The organism is Solibaculum intestinale, from assembly GCF_040096205.1.
Lineage (GTDB): Bacteria > Bacillota > Clostridia > Oscillospirales > Acutalibacteraceae > Solibaculum_A > Solibaculum_A intestinale.
On the sequence record NZ_JBBMFD010000003.1, the window covers coordinates 114,392 to 134,714 of the forward strand.

17 protein-coding genes are annotated in these 20,323 nt (G+C 55.8%); 5 read left to right on the plus strand and 12 right to left on the minus strand.

Annotated elements, in window-relative coordinates:
• The first annotated feature begins 349 nt into the window (after nt 1-349).
• Nucleotides 350-817, plus strand: coding sequence for a TspO/MBR family protein (locus WMO26_RS03485; RefSeq protein ID WP_349218152.1), 468 nt, complete (start codon nt 350-352; stop codon nt 815-817).
• Between the two features lie 52 nt (nt 818-869).
• Here WMO26_RS03485 and WMO26_RS03490 read toward each other — a convergent pair whose 3' ends face one another.
• The 4 genes from WMO26_RS03490 to WMO26_RS03505 all read right to left on the minus strand — a co-directional run bounded on the left by WMO26_RS03490 (nt 870) and on the right by WMO26_RS03505 (nt 4,791).
• Nucleotides 870-1,061: a hypothetical protein gene (locus WMO26_RS03490; RefSeq protein WP_349218153.1), complete on the minus strand. Its 192-nt coding sequence runs from the start codon at nt 1,059-1,061 to the stop codon at nt 870-872.
• A 139-nt stretch (nt 1,062-1,200) separates the two neighbouring features.
• Nucleotides 1,201-2,304, minus strand: coding sequence for a radical SAM family heme chaperone HemW (gene hemW, locus WMO26_RS03495; protein WP_349218154.1), 1,104 nt, complete (start codon nt 2,302-2,304; stop codon nt 1,201-1,203).
• Between the two features lie 105 nt (nt 2,305-2,409).
• Nucleotides 2,410-4,209 carry a translation elongation factor 4 gene (lepA, locus tag WMO26_RS03500; RefSeq protein WP_435431545.1) on the minus strand — a complete coding sequence of 600 codons (1,800 nt, stop codon included), beginning with the start codon at nt 4,207-4,209 and terminating at the stop codon, nt 2,410-2,412.
• Nucleotides 4,210-4,488: 279 nt separating this feature from the next.
• On the minus strand, nt 4,489-4,791 hold the full coding sequence (locus WMO26_RS03505; RefSeq protein WP_349218156.1) for a helix-turn-helix domain-containing protein: 303 nt from the start codon (nt 4,789-4,791) through the stop codon (nt 4,489-4,491).
• Between the two features lie 106 nt (nt 4,792-4,897).
• On the opposite strand from WMO26_RS03505, the gene WMO26_RS03510 reads away from it, so the two are divergent.
• Nucleotides 4,898-5,110, plus strand: coding sequence for a helix-turn-helix domain-containing protein (locus tag WMO26_RS03510; protein ID WP_349218157.1), 213 nt, complete (start codon nt 4,898-4,900; stop codon nt 5,108-5,110).
• An 879-nt stretch (nt 5,111-5,989) separates the two neighbouring features.
• On the opposite strand, the gene WMO26_RS03515 is transcribed toward WMO26_RS03510, so the two are convergent.
• On the minus strand, nt 5,990-7,570 hold the full coding sequence (locus WMO26_RS03515; RefSeq protein WP_349218158.1) for an ASKHA domain-containing protein: 1,581 nt from the start codon (nt 7,568-7,570) through the stop codon (nt 5,990-5,992).
• Nucleotides 7,571-7,725: 155 nt separating this feature from the next.
• Here WMO26_RS03515 and WMO26_RS03520 point away from each other — a divergent pair, with 155 nt between their 5' ends.
• Nucleotides 7,726-8,541 (plus strand): mechanosensitive ion channel family protein, encoded by an 816-nt coding sequence (locus WMO26_RS03520; RefSeq protein ID WP_349218159.1) that lies wholly within the window; start codon nt 7,726-7,728, stop codon nt 8,539-8,541.
• 112 nt (nt 8,542-8,653) lie between these two features.
• Here WMO26_RS03520 and WMO26_RS03525 read toward each other — a convergent pair whose 3' ends face one another.
• Nucleotides 8,654-8,944: a helix-turn-helix domain-containing protein gene (locus tag WMO26_RS03525; RefSeq protein WP_349218160.1), complete on the minus strand. Its 291-nt coding sequence runs from the start codon at nt 8,942-8,944 to the stop codon at nt 8,654-8,656.
• A gap of 714 nt (nt 8,945-9,658) precedes the next feature.
• Here WMO26_RS03525 and WMO26_RS03530 point away from each other — a divergent pair.
• Nucleotides 9,659-9,955 (plus strand): hypothetical protein, encoded by a 297-nt coding sequence (locus WMO26_RS03530; protein WP_349218162.1) that lies wholly within the window; start codon nt 9,659-9,661, stop codon nt 9,953-9,955.
• 13 nt (nt 9,956-9,968) lie between these two features.
• Here the strand turns inward: WMO26_RS03530 and WMO26_RS03535 are convergent, their stop codons facing one another.
• Together WMO26_RS03535 and WMO26_RS03540 are read right to left on the minus strand one after the other, a co-directional pair.
• On the minus strand, nt 9,969-11,870 hold the full coding sequence (locus WMO26_RS03535; protein WP_349218164.1) for a glycoside hydrolase family 13 protein: 1,902 nt from the start codon (nt 11,868-11,870) through the stop codon (nt 9,969-9,971).
• A gap of 89 nt (nt 11,871-11,959) precedes the next feature.
• Nucleotides 11,960-12,523 (minus strand): NUDIX hydrolase, encoded by a 564-nt coding sequence (locus WMO26_RS03540; RefSeq protein ID WP_349218166.1) that lies wholly within the window; start codon nt 12,521-12,523, stop codon nt 11,960-11,962.
• 265 nt (nt 12,524-12,788) lie between these two features.
• On the opposite strand from WMO26_RS03540, the gene WMO26_RS03545 reads away from it, so the two are divergent.
• Nucleotides 12,789-14,225 carry a polysaccharide deacetylase family protein gene (locus WMO26_RS03545; protein ID WP_349218168.1) on the plus strand — a complete coding sequence of 479 codons (1,437 nt, stop codon included), beginning with the start codon at nt 12,789-12,791 and terminating at the stop codon, nt 14,223-14,225.
• Between the two features lie 165 nt (nt 14,226-14,390).
• On the opposite strand, the gene WMO26_RS03550 is transcribed toward WMO26_RS03545, so the two are convergent.
• The 4 genes from WMO26_RS03550 to WMO26_RS03565 all read right to left on the minus strand — a co-directional run bounded on the left by WMO26_RS03550 (nt 14,391) and on the right by WMO26_RS03565 (nt 20,268).
• On the minus strand, nt 14,391-14,666 hold the full coding sequence (locus WMO26_RS03550) for a DUF6514 family protein (protein WP_349218170.1): 276 nt from the start codon (nt 14,664-14,666) through the stop codon (nt 14,391-14,393).
• A 185-nt stretch (nt 14,667-14,851) separates the two neighbouring features.
• The gene (locus WMO26_RS03555; protein ID WP_349218207.1) at nt 14,852-17,317 is read right to left on the minus strand and encodes a GH39 family glycosyl hydrolase; all 2,466 of its coding nucleotides are present in this window, start codon (nt 17,315-17,317) and stop codon (nt 14,852-14,854) included.
• A gap of 321 nt (nt 17,318-17,638) precedes the next feature.
• A complete protein-coding gene (locus WMO26_RS03560; RefSeq protein WP_349218172.1) occupies nt 17,639-19,318 on the minus strand; it encodes a formate--tetrahydrofolate ligase in 1,680 nt (559 codons plus the stop codon).
• A gap of 407 nt (nt 19,319-19,725) precedes the next feature.
• Nucleotides 19,726-20,268 carry a stage V sporulation T C-terminal domain-containing protein gene (locus WMO26_RS03565; RefSeq protein ID WP_349218173.1) on the minus strand — a complete coding sequence of 181 codons (543 nt, stop codon included), beginning with the start codon at nt 20,266-20,268 and terminating at the stop codon, nt 19,726-19,728.
• Between the last annotated feature and the right edge of the window lie 55 nt (nt 20,269-20,323).

Here is a 20,323-nt window from a genome sequence, read left to right on the forward strand (position 1 = left end):
TAAGATAAAAGAAAACTTGACAAGGTGAGAAGAAAATGAGCATAATACTCTGCAAAAATATTTTCTGTGTCTTCTGGGATAATGGATTCTGTAAGAGGAAGGAAATTCGGCATGATTTATACGGCTTATGTGAAACTTCTCTACTAAAAGGAATAGGAGAGATAGACACTACAAAAGAGACGATGGGACAAAAAACAAGCCCCTCTTCTGCAAATAAACAAGCATCCCGACACTCGCTTCTTTATCCTTTTGGAAAAACCAAATAAAAAGAAAGCCCCATGGATTCATAAAAACAGCCGGGATGAATAGAATAGGAAAGAAAGCGATTTGCAGAAGGGAGAGAAGGCGGATGAAACGAAAATGGATCAGCCTGATCGTTGCGTTGGTGATCCCGGTCGGCTTGGTGGGAGGGCTGTCCGCCCTGATTGCCGGCAATTCCATGGAGGTGTACGAATCCTTTATTAAACCGCCCTTGTCCCCGCCCGGCTGGCTTTTCCCAGTGATGTGGACCATCCTTTTCATCCTGATGGGCGTGGCCTCCTGGCTTGTCTACCGCAGCGATTCGCCGCTCAAGTCCCCCGCCCTCTTTCTCTACGGCGCGCAGCTGGCGGTGAACTTCTTCTGGACCCTCACCTTCTTTGGTGAACGGTACTATTCCGGCGCCTTTCTGGTGCTCGTGCTCTTGTGGGCTATGATCCTCATCACCATCCGCCAGTTCGGCCGCATCGACAAGCGGGCCGCCTGGCTGCTGGTGCCCTATGTGTTGTGGGTCACCTTTGCCGGATATCTGAACTTTTTCATCGCCCTGTATAATTAATCGGAGCATAACAAAAGCCCTGTGTGCCGCAAACGCATACAGGGCTTTTTGGTTATTTTGTTTCCCGGTCTTTCTTCAGGGCTTCAAAGCTGCGGTCGTAGGTGGCTTCCCCCTCCTTGGAGAAAAAGCAGCCCGGAAAACCGCCCTCGTGGTCCCGGTGGTGGGCCACACAGGCACAGCACTTGCCGTGACGGGGACAGTCATAGGTGCATGGACATGGACGGGTATTGCTGCATGCGTTCATGCTTCGTCACCTCCCTTTGCCCTCATTATACCCAAGGCAAACGGGGAAAGGCAAGGCTAACTTCGACCCGCTTCCCGCTTTTTCGCCTGCTTGTAGGAAAAGCGGATTTCCTATCTGAGCGGGGAAGCAGCGTGCGCAATTATTCCGCCAGCAGCCGGGCCAGGATCTCGTTGGACACCAGAAACCCGTCCCGGGTCAGCCGCAGGCCCCTATTGTCCTCTTCCATCAGCCCCGCCGCCGAAAGGGGCTTTGCCCGCCTTCGCAGCCGCTCCGGAATGGGATGGCCGAACCGGGCGAGGACTCCTTCCTCGGTAAGCCCTTCCACTAGCCGCAGCCGCAGCAGGACGTATTCCTCGAAATCGCCGCCCGCTGCGTCCTCCACCGGAGGTTCTCCCGAAAGGAACCCTTCCAAATCCCGCGGATAGAAAAACCGCCGTCCGTTTAAGAAGGAATGAGCCGCGGGCCCCAGCCCCAGGTATTCCTCCCCGTTCCAGTATTTGAGGTTGTGGCGGGAGGCAAAGCCGGGCTTTGCGAAATTGGAGATTTCATATTGTGCGAGCCCCATCCTCTCCAGTCCCCGGCAGGCGGACTGGTAAAGGGCCACCTGCGCCTCCTCGCCGGGGAACTCGTCCGCCGGGCGCAAAGAGAAGGGGGTGCCCGCTTCGATTTTCAGCAAATAGGCGGACACATGCTCGGGTGACAGCTGTTTTACCAAGGACAGGGTTTTCCCCAAGCTTTCCTCCGTCTGCCCCGGGATGCCCAGCATCAGGTCGAGAGACAGGTTTTCAAAGCCTGCCCGCCGCGCCTCCTTCACCGCCCGGACCGTGTCTATGGCCGTGTGCAGCCGTCCCAACGAGGCAAGATCTTCGTCCACGCCCGTCTGCATCCCGATGGACAGCCGGTTGACACCCGCCGCCCGGTAGCCCTGAAAATCCCCAAACGAAGCGGTAGCGGGGTTGACTTCCAGTGTAATCTCCGCCGCATTCAACCCAAAGTATTTTTCTGCCGCCGCAAGCAGCGTCCCCACCCGCTTAGGCCCCAGCAAAGACGGGGTGCCGCCGCCGAAATAACAGGTATCCGCCTCATAGCCGCCCCCCTCCCCATAGCGGCCCAGGGCGGCAAGCAGAGCGGAAGTATACTTATCGTATAAATCGTTGTTTCCTTTACAGGAATAAAAGTCGCAATAGCTGCATTTGCGCAGGCAAAAAGGAACATGAAGATAGAGGCCGATCCAATGGGGCACGGAAAATGCCCTCCTTTCTGCATCAATCGAATTCATGCATCTATATATGCATGAATTGCCCGGCAAAAAAGCCGCCCAACACGCCTGGGCGGCTTTTGTCGCGTCTTATTCGTCCAGCTTGAGCACCGCCATGAACGCCTCCTGGGGCACTTCCACCGAGCCCAGCTGCCGCATGCGCTTCTTGCCTTCCTTCTGCTTCTCCAGCAGCTTCTTCTTGCGGGTAATGTCGCCCCCGTAGCACTTGGCAAGCACGTCCTTGCGCAGCGCCTTGACCGTTTCCCGGGCAATGATCTTGCCGCCGATGGCCGCCTGGATGGGCACCTCGAAGAGCTGGCGCGGAATGTGTTCCTTGAGCTTTTCGGCGATCTTGCGGGCCCTGGTGTAGGCCTTGTCGCTGTGCACGATGAAGGACAAGGCGTCCACCACCTCGCCGTTGAGCATCACGTCCAGCTTAACGAGATCCGACTTCTGGTAGCCCATCACCTCATAGTCAAAGGAAGCGTAGCCCCGGGTGCGGGACTTGAGGGCGTCGAAGAAGTCGTATACGATTTCGTTGAGCGGGAGCTCATAGTGGATGTCCACCCGGCCCGCGTCGATGTACTGCATGTCCTTAAATACGCCCCGCCGCTCCTGGCACAGGTCCATGATGTTGCCCACGAACTCGGTGGGCGAGAAAATATGGGCGTTGGTGATCGGTTCCTCCGCCTGGGCGATGGTGCCCGGGTCGGGGTAGTTGGTGGGGTTGTCGATGTAAACCACGTCGCCGCTGGTCTTGGTGATTTTATAGATGACCGACGGGGCGGTGGTCACCAGGTCCAGGTTATATTCCCGCTCCAGCCGCTCCTGGATGATCTCCATATGCAAAAGCCCCAGAAAGCCGCAGCGAAAGCCAAAGCCTAAGGCCACCGAGGTTTCCGGCTCAAAGGACAGGGCCGCGTCGTTTAATTGCAGCTTCTCCAAAGCCTCCCGCAGGTCCGGGTACTTGGCCCCGTCCGCCGGGTAGATGCCGCAGAACACCATGGGGTTCACCTTGCGGTAGCCGGGCAGGGGCTCGGGCGCGGGGTTCTCTTTCAAGGTGACCGTGTCGCCCACTCTTGCGTCCGCAATCACCTTGATGGACGCGGCGATGTACCCCACGTCCCCCGCCGCCAGGCAGTCGTCCGGCTCTAAGAGGTTCGGGCGCATGTGCCCAGTCTCCACCACGGTAAACTCCGCGCCGGTGGCCATCATCTTGATGGTGTCCCCCGGGCGCACAGAGCCTTCCTTGACGCGGATGTAAACGATGACGCCCTTGTAGGGGTCATAGTAGCTGTCGAAAATCAGCGCCTGCAAGGGCTTGTCCGGGTCCCCCGCCGGGGGCGGCACGTCCTTGACGATCCGTTCGAGAACCGCCGGGATGTTCACCCCGTTTTTCGCGGAAATCTGGGGCGCGTCCTCGGCGGGAATGCCGATGACATCCTCAATTTCCTTGATGACCCGTTCAGGCTCCGCCGCGGGCAGGTCGATTTTATTGATGACCGGCAGGATCTCCAACCCGTGGTCCAGCGCCAGATAGGTGTTTGCAAGGGTCTGGGCCTCGATGCCCTGGGACGCGTCCACCACCAGCACCGCTCCCTCGCAGGCCGCTAAGGACCGGGACACTTCATAATTGAAGTCCACATGGCCGGGGGTGTCGATCAGGTTGAAGGTATAAAACTGGCCGTCGTCCGCCTTATAGTCCAGCGAAACGGCGTGGGCCTTGATGGTGATGCCCCGCTCGCGCTCTAAGTCCATATTGTCGAGAAGCTGTTCTTCCATGTCCCGCTTGGCGACGGCCTCGGTCAGTTCGAGAATGCGGTCGGCCAGGGTGGACTTGCCGTGGTCGATGTGGGCCACGATGCTGAAATTTCGGATGCGCTGCTGCACATTGTGCAAAATGATCACCTCGTCGAAAGGGTAGGATCGAATCCTTTCTATTATACAGGCAAGCGCCCGGCTTTGCAATTGATTTGCAGAGGAAGAAGGCATCCCTGCCGCGATTTATAACAAAATCGATGGCCACCTGCACCCGATACGCGTATTCGTACACAAAATACGCGTACTCGTTGATGACAGCGGGCAGTTTCCCAGCTAAAATAAGGGCGAAAGGGCATGAATCAACAATCGCTTTTTCGTTTTCCGATCTTCTCTAATGAAAAAGCGCGGCTATAGGCTGTCAATTAACCGCAGGAAGGCCTGCTTTTGCTCCGGGGACAAACGGCTCCATTTGGCAAGCAATTCACGCTGCTCCTGCGTCAGCGGGCAGTCGGAATCACCCTCATAGAAAAACTCGGACAAGGTGATGCCCAAACCTTCGCAGAGGCTTTCCAATGTAAAAATAGAAGGATTATACTCTCTACGGAACCAAGAATTAATGGTAGTTGGAGGAATGCCAGACCGTAGGGAAAGCTCACGTTCGTTCAGGCCACGCTGCTTCATCAAGCTCTCCAGCCTATTTAGAATATTCATGGAACACCTCATACGCTTTTTTCTTATTATAAAACAAAAAGGCGATAACTGGGTGAACGAAAAAGCGTATTATATAAACGAAAATGCGTTCAAGGAGGAAAAGGCAATGGAATCACGGCTTAAACTGCTTCGGGAAGAAAGAAATCTGTCTCCATCCGAGCTTGCTCGGACCGTAGGCATCTCTCTTCTTACCTATCAGCGCTATGAGAAGGACCATACCCGGATGAAAACGGCGGATCTATACAAGCTGGCCCTGTTTTTTGATTGCAGCATGGATTACCTGGCTTACCGCACCCAAAAGCGGGAGGTGCTGCGATGAGACGGTACGTGTGAATTATATTCACAATCACCGGCTCATCCATCCTTCTGGACGCTCCATCCGCTTTCGTGGATGCGTTGATGTGTGAAATAGATTCACAAGAAAAGCCTTAAAGCCTCTGCCGATTTCTGTGGATAGCCAAGTGTGTGAACATAGTTCACGTGACTCAGAGCCCTTCCCACTTCAAGCCATCCGCTTGCTTCTATGGGATTGGTGTTGAGTGAATATAGTTCACATCCCTGGGGATGCATCCGCCCGGCCACACAGGCCATTTTGGGCTGTGTGAATATGGTTCACATTATCGGCTTGTCCTTCCGAAAAAGGACGTTTGTTGGTAGGGGTGCTCGAATAGGTGAAATATATTCACAAATAGGAAGGACCCATTCCCAGGCTCCGCCGATTTCGGAATAAGCCCCCATATGTGAATTGGATTCACATATGGGGGCTTATTCCCTCTCAAGAACCAACTATTTTTTGTGGATCGTGAATGTATTTCACCGACTCGGAGAGTTCTCCGTCCACTTAGTAGCGTGGATTACGCGGGCACGTGAATTGTGTTCACGTGTGTAAGTTCCATCCCCCCTGTACTTCTGCCGGTTTCTGTGAATGCCCGAAGTTAGTGAGTTTGGTTCATATACTTTGGGCTTATTCCGTCGTGGAAGGCATTTATCCAGCCCCAAGGGGTTGTTTTGGAATGTGGATTAAATTCACATCCATACAGGCGTATCCAACGGCCTGCCTGTACGGATGGAATCTGCTTATCTGCCGGAGGGAAAGCCGCAGGCCGGGGCTGCTGCCTGTTTGTCCTCATCCAAATGTGTGAATATCATTCACAATAAGTCAAAAGCGTCCAGGCTCATGAGCCTGGGCGCTCTTTTCCTATTCCTCCCCGTCTGGGAACAGCATGGCGTCTACATAGGCGTCGTTAAAGTCCGCCCGGCCGGACAGCTCCAGGTACTTGGCGTCCCAGGCGATCTGGGTCAGGCGGGCCCGGGCCCCGTCCTCTAAGAGAACCGCCCCGGCCCCCAATCCCGCCGTGTTGCCCCCCGCCTGAGTCTTAGGAAGGAAGGCGGCGGGCAAGAGCCCGATGCGGCAGGCGCTTTTGGGGTTTAGCGCGCAGCCGAAGGACCCGGCCAGCACCACCCGGTCCACCTCCGCCTCGGTTAAGCCCGCTTCCTTTAACAAAAGCGCGATGCCCGCCGCGAAGGCGGCCTTGGCCAATTGCAGCTCCCGGATGTCCTGCTGGGTAACCGCTATGCCCTGTTCCTTGCTTAGCAGAAAAGCGGGCTGGCCGTCAAGCGCAAGGAAGCGCCCGGCAAGAGCCGGCGGCAGCTCCTCGCCGTCCATTCGCCCGGTTTCGTCCACCGCCCCGCAGTCTAAAAGCGCCGCCGCCGCGTCCAACAGCCCCGAACCGCAGATGCCCGCCGCCGGTTCCCCGCCGATGGTGGTCACCGAAAGGCCCTCCTTGGTCAGCGTCACTTGGTTGATCGCGCCGGGGACCCCGCCCATCCCATAGCGGATGCGGGCTCCTTCCAGCGCCGGGCCCGCCGCCACCGAGCAGCAGAAAATCTCCCTGCCCCGGCTGAGGGCCATTTCCCCATTGGTGCCGATGTCGATGAGCAGGGCGTTTTCCTTAGGGTTCCCAAGGTCCGCCGCCAGGATGCCCGCCGTAATGTCCCCGCCCACGTAGGCGGAAAGGCAGCGGATGAGATGAACGGGGGCGTTGGGGTCGATAGAAAGCCCCAGCTCCCCGGCGGGCACGTCCCCGCCGAAGAGGGACTTAGGAGTAAAGGGCGCCTGGGCGATGGAGGCGGGGTCCAAGCCGCGCAGCAGGTGGAGCATGGTGGTGTTGGCCGCGATGACGCCCTTTTGCACCCGCTCCACCGCTGCCCCCGCCTTTCTGCAAACGAAAGAAAGCATGTCGTTGAGAGCACCCACAATGGATGTTTGCAGGGCGGGAAGCGCCCCCTTCCCCGCCGCGTCGATGCGGGCGATCACGTCCGCCCCAAAGGTGCGCTGGGGATTTAGGGCGCTTTCGGTACTGAGGAGCCGGCGGCTTTTCAGGCCGAAGAGGGAAAGGGCCACCGTGGTGGTGCCGAGGTCGGCGGCGAAGCCCAGGGGCTCGGTTTCGCCGGCCGGTTCGCTGGGAGCAGGGGAGTTCTCTCCAGTCTGGGCTTCGGCGGGAGCCTGCAAAGTCACCGTCGCCTCCCCTTCCACCCGGGCAAAGCACGCCAGCCGCACGCCCGCCTCCCGGGCGCTTCCCAGCAGGATCGCTTCCTCGTCCGACATGGCCGAAAGTGCTCCCGTCGCCTTCACCCTGCATTTGCCGCAGGTGTGGCCCCCGCCGCAGGGTGCGTAGAAGGAAACGCCGCACCGGCCCAACAGGTCAAGCAGGGTTTCGCCCGGGTGGGCGCTGAGAAGGTCCGTCCGGTCCCCGCGGATCAATGTAACGTCTGGCATAAGCGCCGCCTGCCTTTCCAAGTTAGAGTATCACGAGTATAGCACGAATCGGCGGGAAAAAACCACCCAGTTCCTGCAAAAAGCGCCTTGCGCGGGGGACTTTGTTCGCGTATACTGAAAGAAAAAACAGGCGTTTTTCGAAAGGAGCGGACCCGATGGAGAAATTTATGGACTGGCTGTGGGCCGTGGTGGTGGAGTACGGGCCGAAGCTGCTCGTTGCGCTGATCGTGCTGCTGGTGGGGCTGTGGCTGGCAAAGCTGGTGACCAAGTTCGTCATGAAGATGCTGCAACGGGGCAAGGTGGACGTGACCCTGCATTCCTTCATCCGTTCCACCGTCTATATCGCCCTGATGATTCTGGTGGTGGTCACCGTCTGCGGCACCCTGGGGGTGAACATGACCTCCATCATCACCGTCATCGGCGCGGCGGGCGCGGCCATCGCCCTAGCGTTGCAAGACAGCTTAAAGAACATTGCCAGCGGCATTCTCATCCTGGTTTCCCATCCCTTCCGGGTGGGGGACTATGTCCAGACCGAGGGCGTGGGCGGAACGGTTACGGAAATCCGCCTGTTTTACACCACCCTGACCACCATAGACAACAGCCGTGTGGTCCTCCCCAACTCCCGCCTGACCGGCAATAACCTCATCAATTACAACGCCGAGGAGACCCGCCGCCTGGATCAGAACTTCTCCATCGGCTATCAGGACGACGTGGCCCTTGCCAAGGAAACCATCCTTATGCTGGCCTGTAAAAACGAGCTTACCATCCCGGAGCCGGAACCCACTGTTCAGATGGTGGAGCATGGGGATTCAGCCATAGTGCTGCAGCTGCGCTGCTGGACCAAAACCGGGGACTACTGGCAGCTTAAATTTGAGCTGCTCGAGCAGGTGAAGGCGGAGTTCGACCGCATCGGCATCTCCATTCCCTTTCACCAGGTCGACGTGCATGTAACGGGAGAAAAGGCGGAATAACGCAGTTGGCCGGTACAAGGGGAAAACAAAAGAAAGGGACGCCCCTGCTTTTTAAGCAGGGGCGTCCCTTTCTTTTGTGAAAACGGCAAGGATATCGCCTTCGGCCGAAGTGTCAGGCGTGATGTGTGCGCCCCTTCAGATCGTCGATAAGCATCTGGATGTGAGCAATCTCTTCCGGATGAAGGGAGGTTACCTCAAGATAGAGCCTGGTGTCCAATCCCAGCAAATAATCGGTGCTTACCGAAAAAAAACGGGCCAGCTTTACCAGAACCTCAATGGAGGGCTGGATGTTGTTATTTTCCCAGTTTGAAATACTCTGCTTGGATACATTCAGCTTTTTCGCAAGCTCCACCTGGTTAAGACCCCTCGCTGCCCTAAGAGTTTTTATTTGTTCGTGCAACATAGAAAGAGTCTCCTTGAAGTCAAAGATCACAATACCATTATATAAATATAATTGACAACATAAAAATACAAAGGTATTATGATAATGGACGAGTTGTTTCATTCAAGGAGGGTGGTTGGAAAATAGACGGTATCGAATTCCCGGAATTTACAGAAATAAACTGGCAACCATCCGGGGGCTGTGTCGAACAGCTTGGCTATGATCAAATTTTAAAATCAGAAAGTAGGGTTGTACCATGAAAAAAGAATTCTTTCCATTATGCTTACGCTGCTTCTGACCTTTTCGATGATACCTGCCGCTTCGTTGACCACTTACGCGGCAACAAGCGCCACAACCAGTTCGTCTTCGTATTGCACGGTGAAAATCAGCCAGTCCCTTATCAACAAACGAGGCAAGCAATATGCCAATGTAAAAAATCAAGACTTACGATATGAGCGGCTGGTATAACACCGGGGCCAAAGTTCGTATCACGCTGAGAGACGGCAATGGGAACTACATTTGCAGTTGGGTTGGCAAAGGTGGCGACACCCTGAAGCTTGGGGATGCCCACCATGTTTATCGCATCTATGTAAGTTACTACGATAACCCTGGAAACAACTTTATTTCGCAAGGAAATAGCTTTACCAACACAGGCGCATCGTATCAGTGGAAAATCTCTAACGCCAAAAACTGTAGCATTTCCTAGCCGATAGGCAATGAGAGGAGAAATTTAGAATGACAAAACGCGAGCTCAAACAGGCATGGAAAAAGGAATGGAAGCAGAGCAAACCCGGGGTGTTTATTATGAAGGTGCTTTCGTATGTAGGGCTGGTCGTATCCATAGGCTTACTGGCCCTGGTCCCCAGTGCTTTTGGGAAGGAATGGAGCTTTAAATATCAATGGGGCTCCAAATTCTATATGATTGCAGTGGGAGCTTTGCTCCTTTCCATAGCAGTTCTTATCGCGGTGAAATGCGTATCCTTCACTTCCTGGAAAAAATATTTCGAAGAGCATAAGGGCCAGCTTATGTAAACGGGTGGGGCTCCTACTTTTTGCCTTCGTAAGGGTGGGGCCTATTCCCCAACCCAGCGTGCCGCAGCTGGCCGGAAGCGCCGGTAAAGGGCGGAAGGACCAGCTGGTTTCCCTGCACCTCTACGCCGTGCATGGCCACCTGGGGAACAAAGCCCTGGGGCATGGAGACCGTGCGGGTCTGATCCCCGGCGTTGACGGCGGTGAACAAAGAGGTGCGCTTACCGGTGCGCAGATAAGCGGCCACCGGCCCGTCGCAAGCCATGGGGACAAAGTCCCCGTCCGCCAAGCATGGGCAGGACCGTCTGAGCGCCCCCAGCTTCTGATACCAGCCGATGAGCGACCGGTCCTCATGCCCCCAGGGATAACAGCCCCGGTTGAAAGGGTCCCGATAGCCCTCCATCCCCGCCTCGTCCCCGTAATAGAGGCAAGGAATGCCCGGCAGGGTATATTGCAGCAGCGAGGCCAGCCGAAGGAGGATGAGCCCGTGGGCCCGCTGGCCCTCGGACAGGCTTTTCCCCGCCTGCCACTCTCGGCCGTACCCTTTGTCCGGTTCCCCAGCTAGGTAGGTGATCGCCCGTTCGGTGTCGTGGGTACCGATGTGGTTCATCAGCACCCGCAGGGCTGGGCGTGGATAGTTTTCACAGATGGAGAGCACCGCTTCCATCAAAAGGCCGCTATCCTTTGTGCGCAGATATTCCAAAACCCCCTGCCGGAAGGGGTAATTCATCACGCTGTCCAGCTGTTCGCCCAGCAGAAATTTGCGGCGCGCCCCATAGCTTACCTTGTTGGACGCGTCCTCCCAAACCTCGCCCAAAATAAAGTTCTGGTCGCTTTCCTCTTTGACCGCGCGCCGAAACTCGTCTAAAAACCCGTCGGGCAGCTCGTCCGCCACGTCCAGCCGCCAGCCGGACGCACCCAACCGCAGCCATTTTTTCGCGATCCCCTCCTCGCCGCAGATAAAACGAAGAAAATCGGGGGATTCCTCCGTCACCTCCGGCAGGGTGGTAAAGCCCCACCAGCTCTGGTACTGGTCCGGCCACTTCTGAAACTTGTACCAGGGATAATAGGGGGATTCGGTGGTGTTGTACGCGCCGTTGGGCGGGTAGCGGCCTTCCCGGTTGAAATAGACCGAGTCCGACCCCGTATGGCTGAACACGCCGTCGAGCACAACGCGGATGCGGTACTGCTGGGCGGTGCTGCACAGGCGGGCGAAATCCTCCTCGCTGCCCAGAAGCGGGTCGATGCGGCTGTAATCCGCCGTGTCGTAGCGGTGGTTGGAATGGGATTCGAAGATGGGGTTGAGGTAAAGGCAGGTGACGCCCAGCGCCTGCAAATAGGGGAGCTTTTGCCGGATGCCCTCCAGGTCCCCGCCGAAAAAGTCGGAATTGGTGATCTTTCCCTCGCCGTTGGGGCGCCATTCCGGTTGTCCACCCCAGTCCTGCCGCAGGGTGCGCCCGGCGGGCAGATTCTCATGAGGCTTGCCGGACTTTGCAAACCGGTCGGGAAAGATCTGGTAGAGGATTCCCCCTGCCATCCAGGAGGGAGTCTGGTAATCCGGGTCGTAGGCGGTCAGCTGCCAGAATTCCCCTTTTCCGAACTTGCCCTTTCCTCCCCGGTCCCGGTGGATTTCTTCCAGTCCCTTAGCCGTGTCGCACTCAAAGGAGTACCAGTAAAGGCTGATGCGGCTGGGGACGAAATCGCATTCCCACCACTCGTAGTCAAACCCTTCCATGCCGCACCAGAACAGGCCGTACACCTGAGCCTGCGTCTGGGAATCCTCCCGGATCACCAGGCGCACTCCGGAACAGTTCTTGCTGCGGGGGATGAGCACCTTAAAATGAACGTTCTGCCCGGCCTTGACCGCGCCAAAGGGAGAACGGTGAACAAGGCTGCGGGAATCAAAGGGACACAGCATCCAAACACACTCCTCAAGTTCATGAAAAAGGATTGGCTGGGGCGGCGTTAGCCGCCCCAGCCCGTCGATGGCACAAAGGGAGCGCAGGCTTATTCCTCCTGCCCGAAAAAGGAAACCCCTTGCTGCAGCAGAAGGGTCAGCTTCATGATGCACACCTGGGTTTTTGCGTCGGTGATTTCACCGGACAGGCACATCTGCACCGCCTGCTCCAGCGGGACCTTGACCGGCTCGACAAATTCGTCCTGATCGGGGCGAGGTGCGGTAAAATGGGAAATTTTCGCCCCGTACATATAGATGGTTTCGCCGCAGTAGCCGGGGGTGGGCAGCATGAGCCCCAAATCCCGGTAACAGACGGCTACGCCGCCTGTTTCCTCCAAAAGCTCCCGTTTGCCGCCCTCCAGGGGGTCTTCTCCTTTTTCCAGCTTGCCTGCCGGAACCTCCAGCAGAATCTTGCGGTGAGGATAGCGAAACTGGCGCACCAGTAAAATTTCCCCTTCCTTGGTCAGCGCCCCTACGCACACGCCGCCCGTGTGCTCAACCACTTCCCGCTGGGCGGGCTTGCCGTTGGGAAGGAGAACCTGGTCGACCCGGGTGTTGATCACCCGGCCTTTGAACTTATATTCCTGACTGACGGTGGTTTCCATGAATTCCATGACTGCCTCCTACGCATACGCTGGGGCCTTTTGCCCCGAATGATTCTATTATACGCGCAAAACCTGTAAAAACCAAGAGATAGAAGCAGGATTGAACAAAGGAATCTGTTTTGGAATGGCGATGGCGTGAGACGAGGGAAAATCTGTTCATGAAATTGTAGGGAATTTGTAACCGGGATGCCGTTGCAATTTCCCAATGGCAATGGTAGTATGGTAGACATAATTGCGCAATCATGATGACTTTTGAGAGTGAAGAGGGAGACAAATGCGAAAACAGGTCCTTAGCACGCTGCTTGCGGCGATCCTGCTGCTCACCATTCTGGCCGGCTGCAACAAAGACCCGGTGTCTACCCCGGTGGCGGGCCCGGTTTCCTCTCAGGAGGATAGCAGTTCCTCGTCCTCGGATTCTTCCGTGCTGTCCCAATCCTCCGCAACCCCACAGATCATCGGAGAGGACGACGGGGTGCGCATCATCCGCTACCGGGAGGAATCGGACGAATGCTACATCCATGTGCTGTACGGCGCGTTCAAGGTCAAAGAGCTGGACGCCATGGTCAAAGATGAGGTCTATCGGCGGATTGACCGGTTCCAGCAGCGCCTATCATCCGCTCTGAGCGAGACCAGTCGCAACGACACCTATCTGACCATGCAGTACGACCAGGTGCGGTACGATTCCGATACCGTCACGCTGGCTTTTGAAAGCAACGAAATGTGCTTGGGGCAGTTTATCCACGATTCCTTTACCTTCTGTGTAAACACCAGTACCGGCGAACGCAAATATCTGAGGGACTTTGTGGACTTTGACGCGGCAAAGGAATTTTTGGTAGAGCAGTCGGTGCAGACAGTCCTCAAACAGTATCCTCAGCTGGAAGAAGGCTATGTAAGGGATAAGATTGACGCGAACCTCAAGGACACCTCGGATTTTACCGTTGAACCGGACACCCTTACTCTGCTTTTCGACGCGGATTTGTTCGGCATGACCCAATACGGTGTGACCATCCAGGTGCCCATCTCCCGTGGAGAGATCGACGCCTATCTCAAAGAAAAAAAGGAGGCGGAGAAGTCCCAAAGCCAAACGCCCCAGGAACCGCCCGCCCAGCCGCCTGCCGAACCACCCGCCAGCACCCCAACTCCGCCAGCACAGGGGGACAAGGTGGTCTGCCTGACCTTTGACGACGGCCCTCATCCCACCAACACCCCCGCCCTGCTGGACCTGCTGGGCCAGTACCAGGCGAAGGCCACCTTCTTCGTGGTGGGCAGCCGGGCGGAGCAGCATGGTCAGGTGCTCAGCCGGGCCGCAGCTGAGGGGCATGCTATAGGCAACCACACCTACAGCCACGCGAACCTGACTAAGCTTTCCGAGGCGGACAAGCTCGCCCAGGTGGCGAACGCAGCCCAAGCCATTGAGAACGCCTGCGGTGTTTCTCCTAAGCTCATCCGCCCGCCTTACGGCGCCCGGGCGCCGGGGGAAACGGAAATTGCCGGTGAGGTCGTCACCCTCTGGGATGTGGATCCGCAAGACTGGAAATACAAAGATTCACAGCGGGTGGCCTCCCATATCCTTTCTCATGTACAAAGCGGTTCGATTGTATTGCTGCACGATCTGTACGCTACCTCGGTGGAGGCGGCCGGGATCGTTTTGCAGCAGCTTTCCGCCCAGGGCTACCGGTTTATCACGGTGGAAGAGCTGTGGGGGATGTAACAAGCAAAAGGACCGGCGTCCAAAAGAGAAGTTCCAATCCGATACAAAGGAAGCCGGCCAAAACGTGTGTTACCACGTTCTGACCGGCTTTTTCTTATCGTCGCCGCTCGGAAGGATCCCCATCGTTCCGGTGGCACCGTGCCCATTCAGGAACCTTCTGCCGCTCTATCCCAGCGAGCGGACCAACTGCATGTCGTGCAGAATGTCCCAGAAAGTGGTTGGCGTTACCTGACTGCGCGCCAACAAGTGCAAGAATTCCAGCGCATCGTCGGAAGACATTACCATGTTATGGATTTCCTCCCGTTCCTCACTTCCGTCGGGATGATACAAGATCACCTCAAAACAGAATTCGCTGGGACGTTCTTCGGTGACCAGGTAGTCCACCCGGATACACCTTTTCTCGGAAATGATGCACTGCTTTAACTTGTGATGCATTTTCATCACGCTCCTCCTCCATTTGATAATGTGAAAATATGTCACATTTCGATATCTATTATACTATAATTTTGTGAATTTGAAACTATTACGCTTGACTTCTTTTCTGTGGATACGGAAGAATTTGTTGTACGGACGGGCCAAATCAACAGCAGGTCATTTTCGTGAGTCAAAATCCAATATTTTCTACGTCAAGTGTTGAAAACTTCCACCAAAGTTACTTCGTGCGGGTCTAAAGTTAGTATGATTTTTGCCTGTCCATCAAAACTGACGGTTTTAATCTTGACATCCGGAGCGGCTTTGGCGCGAAGGATCTGGATATCACAGGGATGGCAATAGGTGGGCGCGCCCATCTTCAGCCATGCGTCGTAGCCGGACCCGTATTCCCGGTTGACCCGGTACCGTTTCATCCGATAGGTGCCGTTAACCCCGTTGAGGAGGAACGTAAAGGTTTTGGACATCTCCGTCGGAAAGATACCGTAGCGCTCGGTTTTGGTAAAGCCGTCCAGCTTCAGGGAGGCAAACGCCGCGTCGTAATGGCAGTAGTTCCAGCAGAGAATTTGGTAACAGCCGTCGTCGCTGGTGGTGATAATATGGTTATCGCTCACGGAAAGAACGGTATCGCCCAGACGCGTGAGCAGCCAGATGGCGTTATAGGAGCTTTTTTTGATGCCGCTTTCCGAGAGCATACCGCTGCCGCCGTAAAATCCGTCGGGCATGATGCTGGTTCCCAGAATGCGGATGTCGGTGAAGTTGGAAAAGCTGACCGAGGAGGCAAGCTCGCTGAACGCAATCATATTTTTGACAATAAAGGGCCCCATATAGCTGATATCATGAAGCAGATCGTCCGGGAACAGTGTGGTGTTGAAACGGCTGATTTGTACGGGAAGGGTGTTCAGGCCCAGCCGGTCCATTTCCTGTCGGATGGCGGCAACGTGCCGAACCGGCGCGTTTTCGTCACCCAAGGCAAACTTGTTGCACTTGCAAAGCTCTTTCATGGTGGTAGGCCACAGATTTATGGCCTCTTCCATGCGTACGCCGTCTGCCAGCACCACCTGAGTGACGTTCCATCCCAGGAAATCCAGCGTCACATCCTCCCGGCGCATGTAGGCGGCGAATCCTTCCAGCCAGCCGTTATAACAGCTCGCCAGGCTGATGCCGCTGCATCCCACTTGTATGTTGCGGTCGAAGGATTTGACTGTGTAAAAGGTGCGGCAAAACAATTCGTAGAAGCTTTCCTTTGTTCCGGCCCAGTACCGTTTGGAATCGGGCGAGTTCCAAATGGCGAACTGCCATTCGGTTACCCGGCGTTTACCATACCGGTCGATGAGATGGTGCATCAGGCCACGGATCATATCAATCCAGTAATTTAGGTTTTTCGGAGGGCTGGCTCCGCCCAGCGACGTATCCGCCGCCAAACGAATGGAGGTCTGTCCCAGCTCAATCACGGGCTTTACGCCCATGGGAACCACCGTGTCAAGCAGCTTGTCCACCAGGGTATAATCGAACATAGGCGAGCTGCCTGGCGACTCGTTGTATACCCGCATGTAGTAATTGAGCATATTGCCGCAGTAGATGTAGTCATATTGGATTTCCTGCAAAAGAGAGGCAAACTGCTCTTTCCAGGCGTGACCCAGCCCGTCGCTGGCGTGCTCGAAGATGCATATCTTGTTCCAGACCTTATGTAAAGGCTTGCCGCGGTCGTATACGTTGAGTATAATTTTATGAGGTGTTTCCACCAGCGGGGTGGACGGTTTGGGATGATAATGAAGCTTGCGCAGAATATCGTCGAGCATATCCGCGTCGAAATAGTGCTCCTCGCGCAGCTTGTGCCGGGCCAGCATGTTGACGGAATTTTTCCGATAATGGGTAGGCGTTTCGCCGTAAATATCACGGAAGGCTTTGTAATAGGCGGCCACCGTGGTGAACCCATGCTTTTGGGAAATCGCCAGAATGGTGGCCTTGGTGTCCAGCAGGTCGTGCAGGCTCATGCGTACCCGGACGCTGTTGATATACTGGGAGATGGGCATGCCGACTCGTTTGTGAAACAGCCGGGACAGGTACTGGGGATTGAGACAGGCTACTGAAGCCAGCGTGTCCAGCGACCATTCGGACAGGTAGTTTTTATCGATGTAATCGAGCACTACGCTCAGCGGGTCATCCGGTTTTAGAGACAGGGCCGCCGAACGCCTTTCGGTTTCCTGAAAGGATTTTGCCAGCTGCTGGATGAGAAGATTGCATAAATTCAGCAGCGTCAGCGCGTAGCCGTCCTTTTGGGTGGAGGCCTCCATCAGCATTTCGGCGTAAAGCTGATAAACGTTGTCCAGGTCCTCGTCGGTGGCGGTGGGCGCCTGCAGGGAAAAGGTCATCGTTTTCAGTTCCGGCCAAACGTCGTAGTAGTTTTTCATGTCGATGCGCAGCAAGAGAATGAGCGCATCCCCTTGCCGGACAGTGACGTGATGCATTTGCATGGGATTGACAATTTGCAGCTGGCCCACCTTCATGTCGATGGAATTTTCACTGGTAGTAAGGGTTGTTTCACCGGCTAAGGGCAGGAGAATATTCAATTCGTGATGGCAATGCCATGTTCCGTTGAAGCTTGTGACACAATAGATGCGAAAAGGCAGACGAGAAGAAAAGCTCAGAAGTTCGTGCATGGCGTTCACATCATCACCCCCTTCGATTCGTTGGCTCAAAGCCCGCCGGTTCGCAAAAAAACAGCAGGAAGCTTGAAACCAGAATTGTAAAATATTCTATAATATAAACAGTAATTCATTGAATTTCAAGATTATACCTGTTAAAAGAAAACGAAGTCAGCACCCCTTTCGTAAGAAGGCTTTCATTTTTGTGACGCCTCATTCCAATGAAGCGCCTATAGGCCGGATGCCGATTCCGCTCGCATCCGGTGAAAAGCGGGTCTTCCGGAAGGCCGCGTGTCCGGCCGTTCTGTTTAACAGACCGGGCGGCAATCCACCCACTCAAAAAAGTCCAATAATTTTTCCAGTGTCGTCCACATCGATGGACTGGGCTGCCGGAACTTTCGGCAGACCCGGCATGGTCATAATGTCCCCGGTGAGTACCACGACGAAGCCCGCGCCCGCGGACACCTTTGCCCCGCGCACGGTGATGCGAAACCCCTTGGGCCAGCCCAATTTGGCCGGATCGTCGGAGAAGGAATACTGGGTTTTGGCCATACACACCGGGAAGCGGCCGAAGCCTAAGGTTTCCAGGCGGCTTAACTCCTTAGCCGCAGCGGGGGTGAAATCCACCCCGTCCGCCCCATATACCTGGCAGGCCACCGTCTCCACCTTTTCTTTCAGAGACAAATCGTCTCCATACAAGGGCGAGAACCGGTTTTCTTTTTCGTCGATGGCGTCAAGAACGGCTTCTGCCAGTTCCACGCCGCCCTCGGAGCCCTTGGCCCATACCTCCGACAGCGCCACCGACGCGCCAAGTTTCGCGCATTCTTCCCGAATGAGCGCAAGTTCCGCCTCGGTGTCCTGGGGGAAGCGGTTGATAGCCACCACCACCGGAAGCCTGTACCGATTAGTCAGGTTCTCCAGATGGTGCAGCAGGTTCGGCAGGCCCTTTTTCAGCGCCGGGAGGTTTTCCTCGCCCAGGTGCTCCTTCGAGACGCCGCCATGATGCTTCAAAGCCCGCACCGTTGCCACCAGCACGGCGGCGGCGGGCGTCAAGCCGCCGAAGCGGCACTTGATGTCAAGAAACTTTTCCGCCCCCAAGTCCGCGCCGAAGCCGGCCTCCGTCACCACATAGTCCGCCAGCTTCAAGGCGGTTTTTGTGGCGGTGATGGAATTGCAGCCGTGGGCGATGTTGGCAAAGGGGCCGCCGTGGACAAAGGAAGGCGTATGTTCCAGCGTCTGGACCAGGTTGGGCTTGAGCGCGTCCTTTAACAGCGCGGCCATGGCGCCCTGGGCCTTCAAGTCTCCCGCGGTGACCGGGCGGTCCTCCCGGGTATAGCCCACCACGATGCGGCCAAGACGGGCCTTCAGGTCCGCAAGGCTGCTCGACAGGCACAAAATCGCCATGATCTCCGAAGCCACCGTGATGTCGAACCCGTCTTCCCTGGGCACACCGTTGACCCGGCCGCCTAAGCCGTCGGTAATAACGCGCAGCTGCCGGTCGTTCATATCCACACACCGCTTCCAAGTGATGCGGCGCACGTCGATCTGAAGCTCGTTGCCCTGAAAAATATGGTTGTCAAGCATGGCGGCCAGCAGGTTGTTGGCCGCGCCGATGGCGTGCATGTCTCCGGTAAAATGGAGGTTAATGTCCTCCATGGGCACCACCTGGGCGTAACCGCCGCCGGCGGCGCCCCCTTTGATGCCGAAAACCGGGCCTAAGGAAGGCTCCCGCAGGCACAGCAGGACTTTTTTCCCAATGCGGTGCATGGCATCGGCCAGCCCCACGCTGGTGGTGGTCTTTCCTTCCCCGGCGGGCGTCGGGGAGATGGCGGTCACCAGAATCAGCTTGCCATCTGGTTTATCGGCCAGGGAATCGAGCAGGCTCAAATCCACTTTAGCTTTGTAGCGGCCATAGGGCTCCAGATAATGCTCAGGGATGCCGGCTGCCTCGGCAACCTGGAATATGGGCAGCATTTGATTCTCCTGCGCAATCTCAATATCGGTTTTGTAGTCCATGGGCCTGCACCGCCTCGTTTGTTTTTTGAGAGCAATCCACAAAAGTGGAAAGCCTGTTGAAAAGATTTCACTCACTGGTTTCTTTATGCAATTTATTATATAGTATTTCCTATATTTTCGCAATCAAATATATGCAGAAGATTCGCACATTTTTGCTACTTTTTGCGAAAGTTTCGGTAAAAATAAGCGATTTATATGAAATTGTATTTTTAGTCGCCAAAAATTAAGTTGAAATGATAGATAAGTTGTACTAATTTTTGGGATTTATCACTGGAAAGGAAAATGACAATTTATCGAAACGGCGCGGATTTCTATGCGAAAGCGGAAGAGATGCGCTGTATTGTTTGTCAATAGAAAAACCGCCCGCCATGTGACAAATACACACATGCGGGCGGTTGGTTTTTGAGTTATTCCTCCATTTGCTTTCCAAGGAAGCTGGCTGCGACTTGGATGAGCTTGAGCTCGGTGTCTCCGGGGATGGCGCCGTTTTCCGGCATCATCAGGATAACCGCTCCGGTCACGTCGCCGGCGGCGATGATCGGGATGGCGACGGCCGCCGCCCGGTCCACTCCTTCCACTGCCAGAAACCGGCGCTGGTCGCCGGCCTTGGTCACGTGGGTGCGGCGGGACTCCATGATCTCCTCGAGCTGGGTGCTGACCCGGCGGTCCAGCGCTTCCTTCTTAGGGATGCCGGCGCTGGCCACGCAATGGTCCCGGTCGCAGATGAGCACCGGTACCCCGGCCGCGTGGTAGAGCACCTCGGCATACTGGGCGGCGAAGGGGGAAAGCTCCCCGATGGGGGAATACTTCTTGAAAATGACCTCGCCGTCGTTTTCCGTGTATATTTCAAGCGGGTCGCCTTCGCGGATGCGCATGGTTCTTCTGATTTCCTTGGGGATGACGACCCGTCCCAGGTCGTCGATCCGGCGGACAATTCCGGTTGCCTTCATATATGAACTCCTCCAAAACGTATTGAATTTACAACCCTATTATTTTCCGCTATCC

Coding starts and splice junctions, on each gene's coding strand:
- WMO26_RS03485 (WP_349218152.1), top strand. CDS start 350: ATGAAACGAAAATGGATCAGCCTGATCGTTGCGTTGGTGATCCCGGTC.
- WMO26_RS03490 (WP_349218153.1), bottom strand. CDS start 1,061: ATGAACGCATGCAGCAATACCCGTCCATGTCCATGCACCTATGACTGT.
- WMO26_RS03505 (WP_349218156.1), bottom strand. CDS start 4,791: ATGAATATTCTAAATAGGCTGGAGAGCTTGATGAAGCAGCGTGGCCTG.
- WMO26_RS03510 (WP_349218157.1), top strand. CDS start 4,898: ATGGAATCACGGCTTAAACTGCTTCGGGAAGAAAGAAATCTGTCTCCA.
- WMO26_RS03515 (WP_349218158.1), bottom strand. CDS start 7,570: ATGCCAGACGTTACATTGATCCGCGGGGACCGGACGGACCTTCTCAGC.
- WMO26_RS03520 (WP_349218159.1), top strand. CDS start 7,726: ATGGAGAAATTTATGGACTGGCTGTGGGCCGTGGTGGTGGAGTACGGG.
- WMO26_RS03525 (WP_349218160.1), bottom strand. CDS start 8,944: ATGTTGCACGAACAAATAAAAACTCTTAGGGCAGCGAGGGGTCTTAAC.
- WMO26_RS03530 (WP_349218162.1), top strand. CDS start 9,659: ATGACAAAACGCGAGCTCAAACAGGCATGGAAAAAGGAATGGAAGCAG.
- WMO26_RS03535 (WP_349218164.1), bottom strand. CDS start 11,870: ATGCTGTGTCCCTTTGATTCCCGCAGCCTTGTTCACCGTTCTCCCTTT.
- WMO26_RS03540 (WP_349218166.1), bottom strand. CDS start 12,523: ATGGAATTCATGGAAACCACCGTCAGTCAGGAATATAAGTTCAAAGGC.
- WMO26_RS03545 (WP_349218168.1), top strand. CDS start 12,789: ATGCGAAAACAGGTCCTTAGCACGCTGCTTGCGGCGATCCTGCTGCTC.
- WMO26_RS03550 (WP_349218170.1), bottom strand. CDS start 14,666: ATGAAAATGCATCACAAGTTAAAGCAGTGCATCATTTCCGAGAAAAGG.
- WMO26_RS03555 (WP_349218207.1), bottom strand. CDS start 17,317: ATGCACGAACTTCTGAGCTTTTCTTCTCGTCTGCCTTTTCGCATCTAT.
- WMO26_RS03560 (WP_349218172.1), bottom strand. CDS start 19,318: ATGGACTACAAAACCGATATTGAGATTGCGCAGGAGAATCAAATGCTG.
- WMO26_RS03565 (WP_349218173.1), bottom strand. CDS start 20,268: ATGAAGGCAACCGGAATTGTCCGCCGGATCGACGACCTGGGACGGGTC.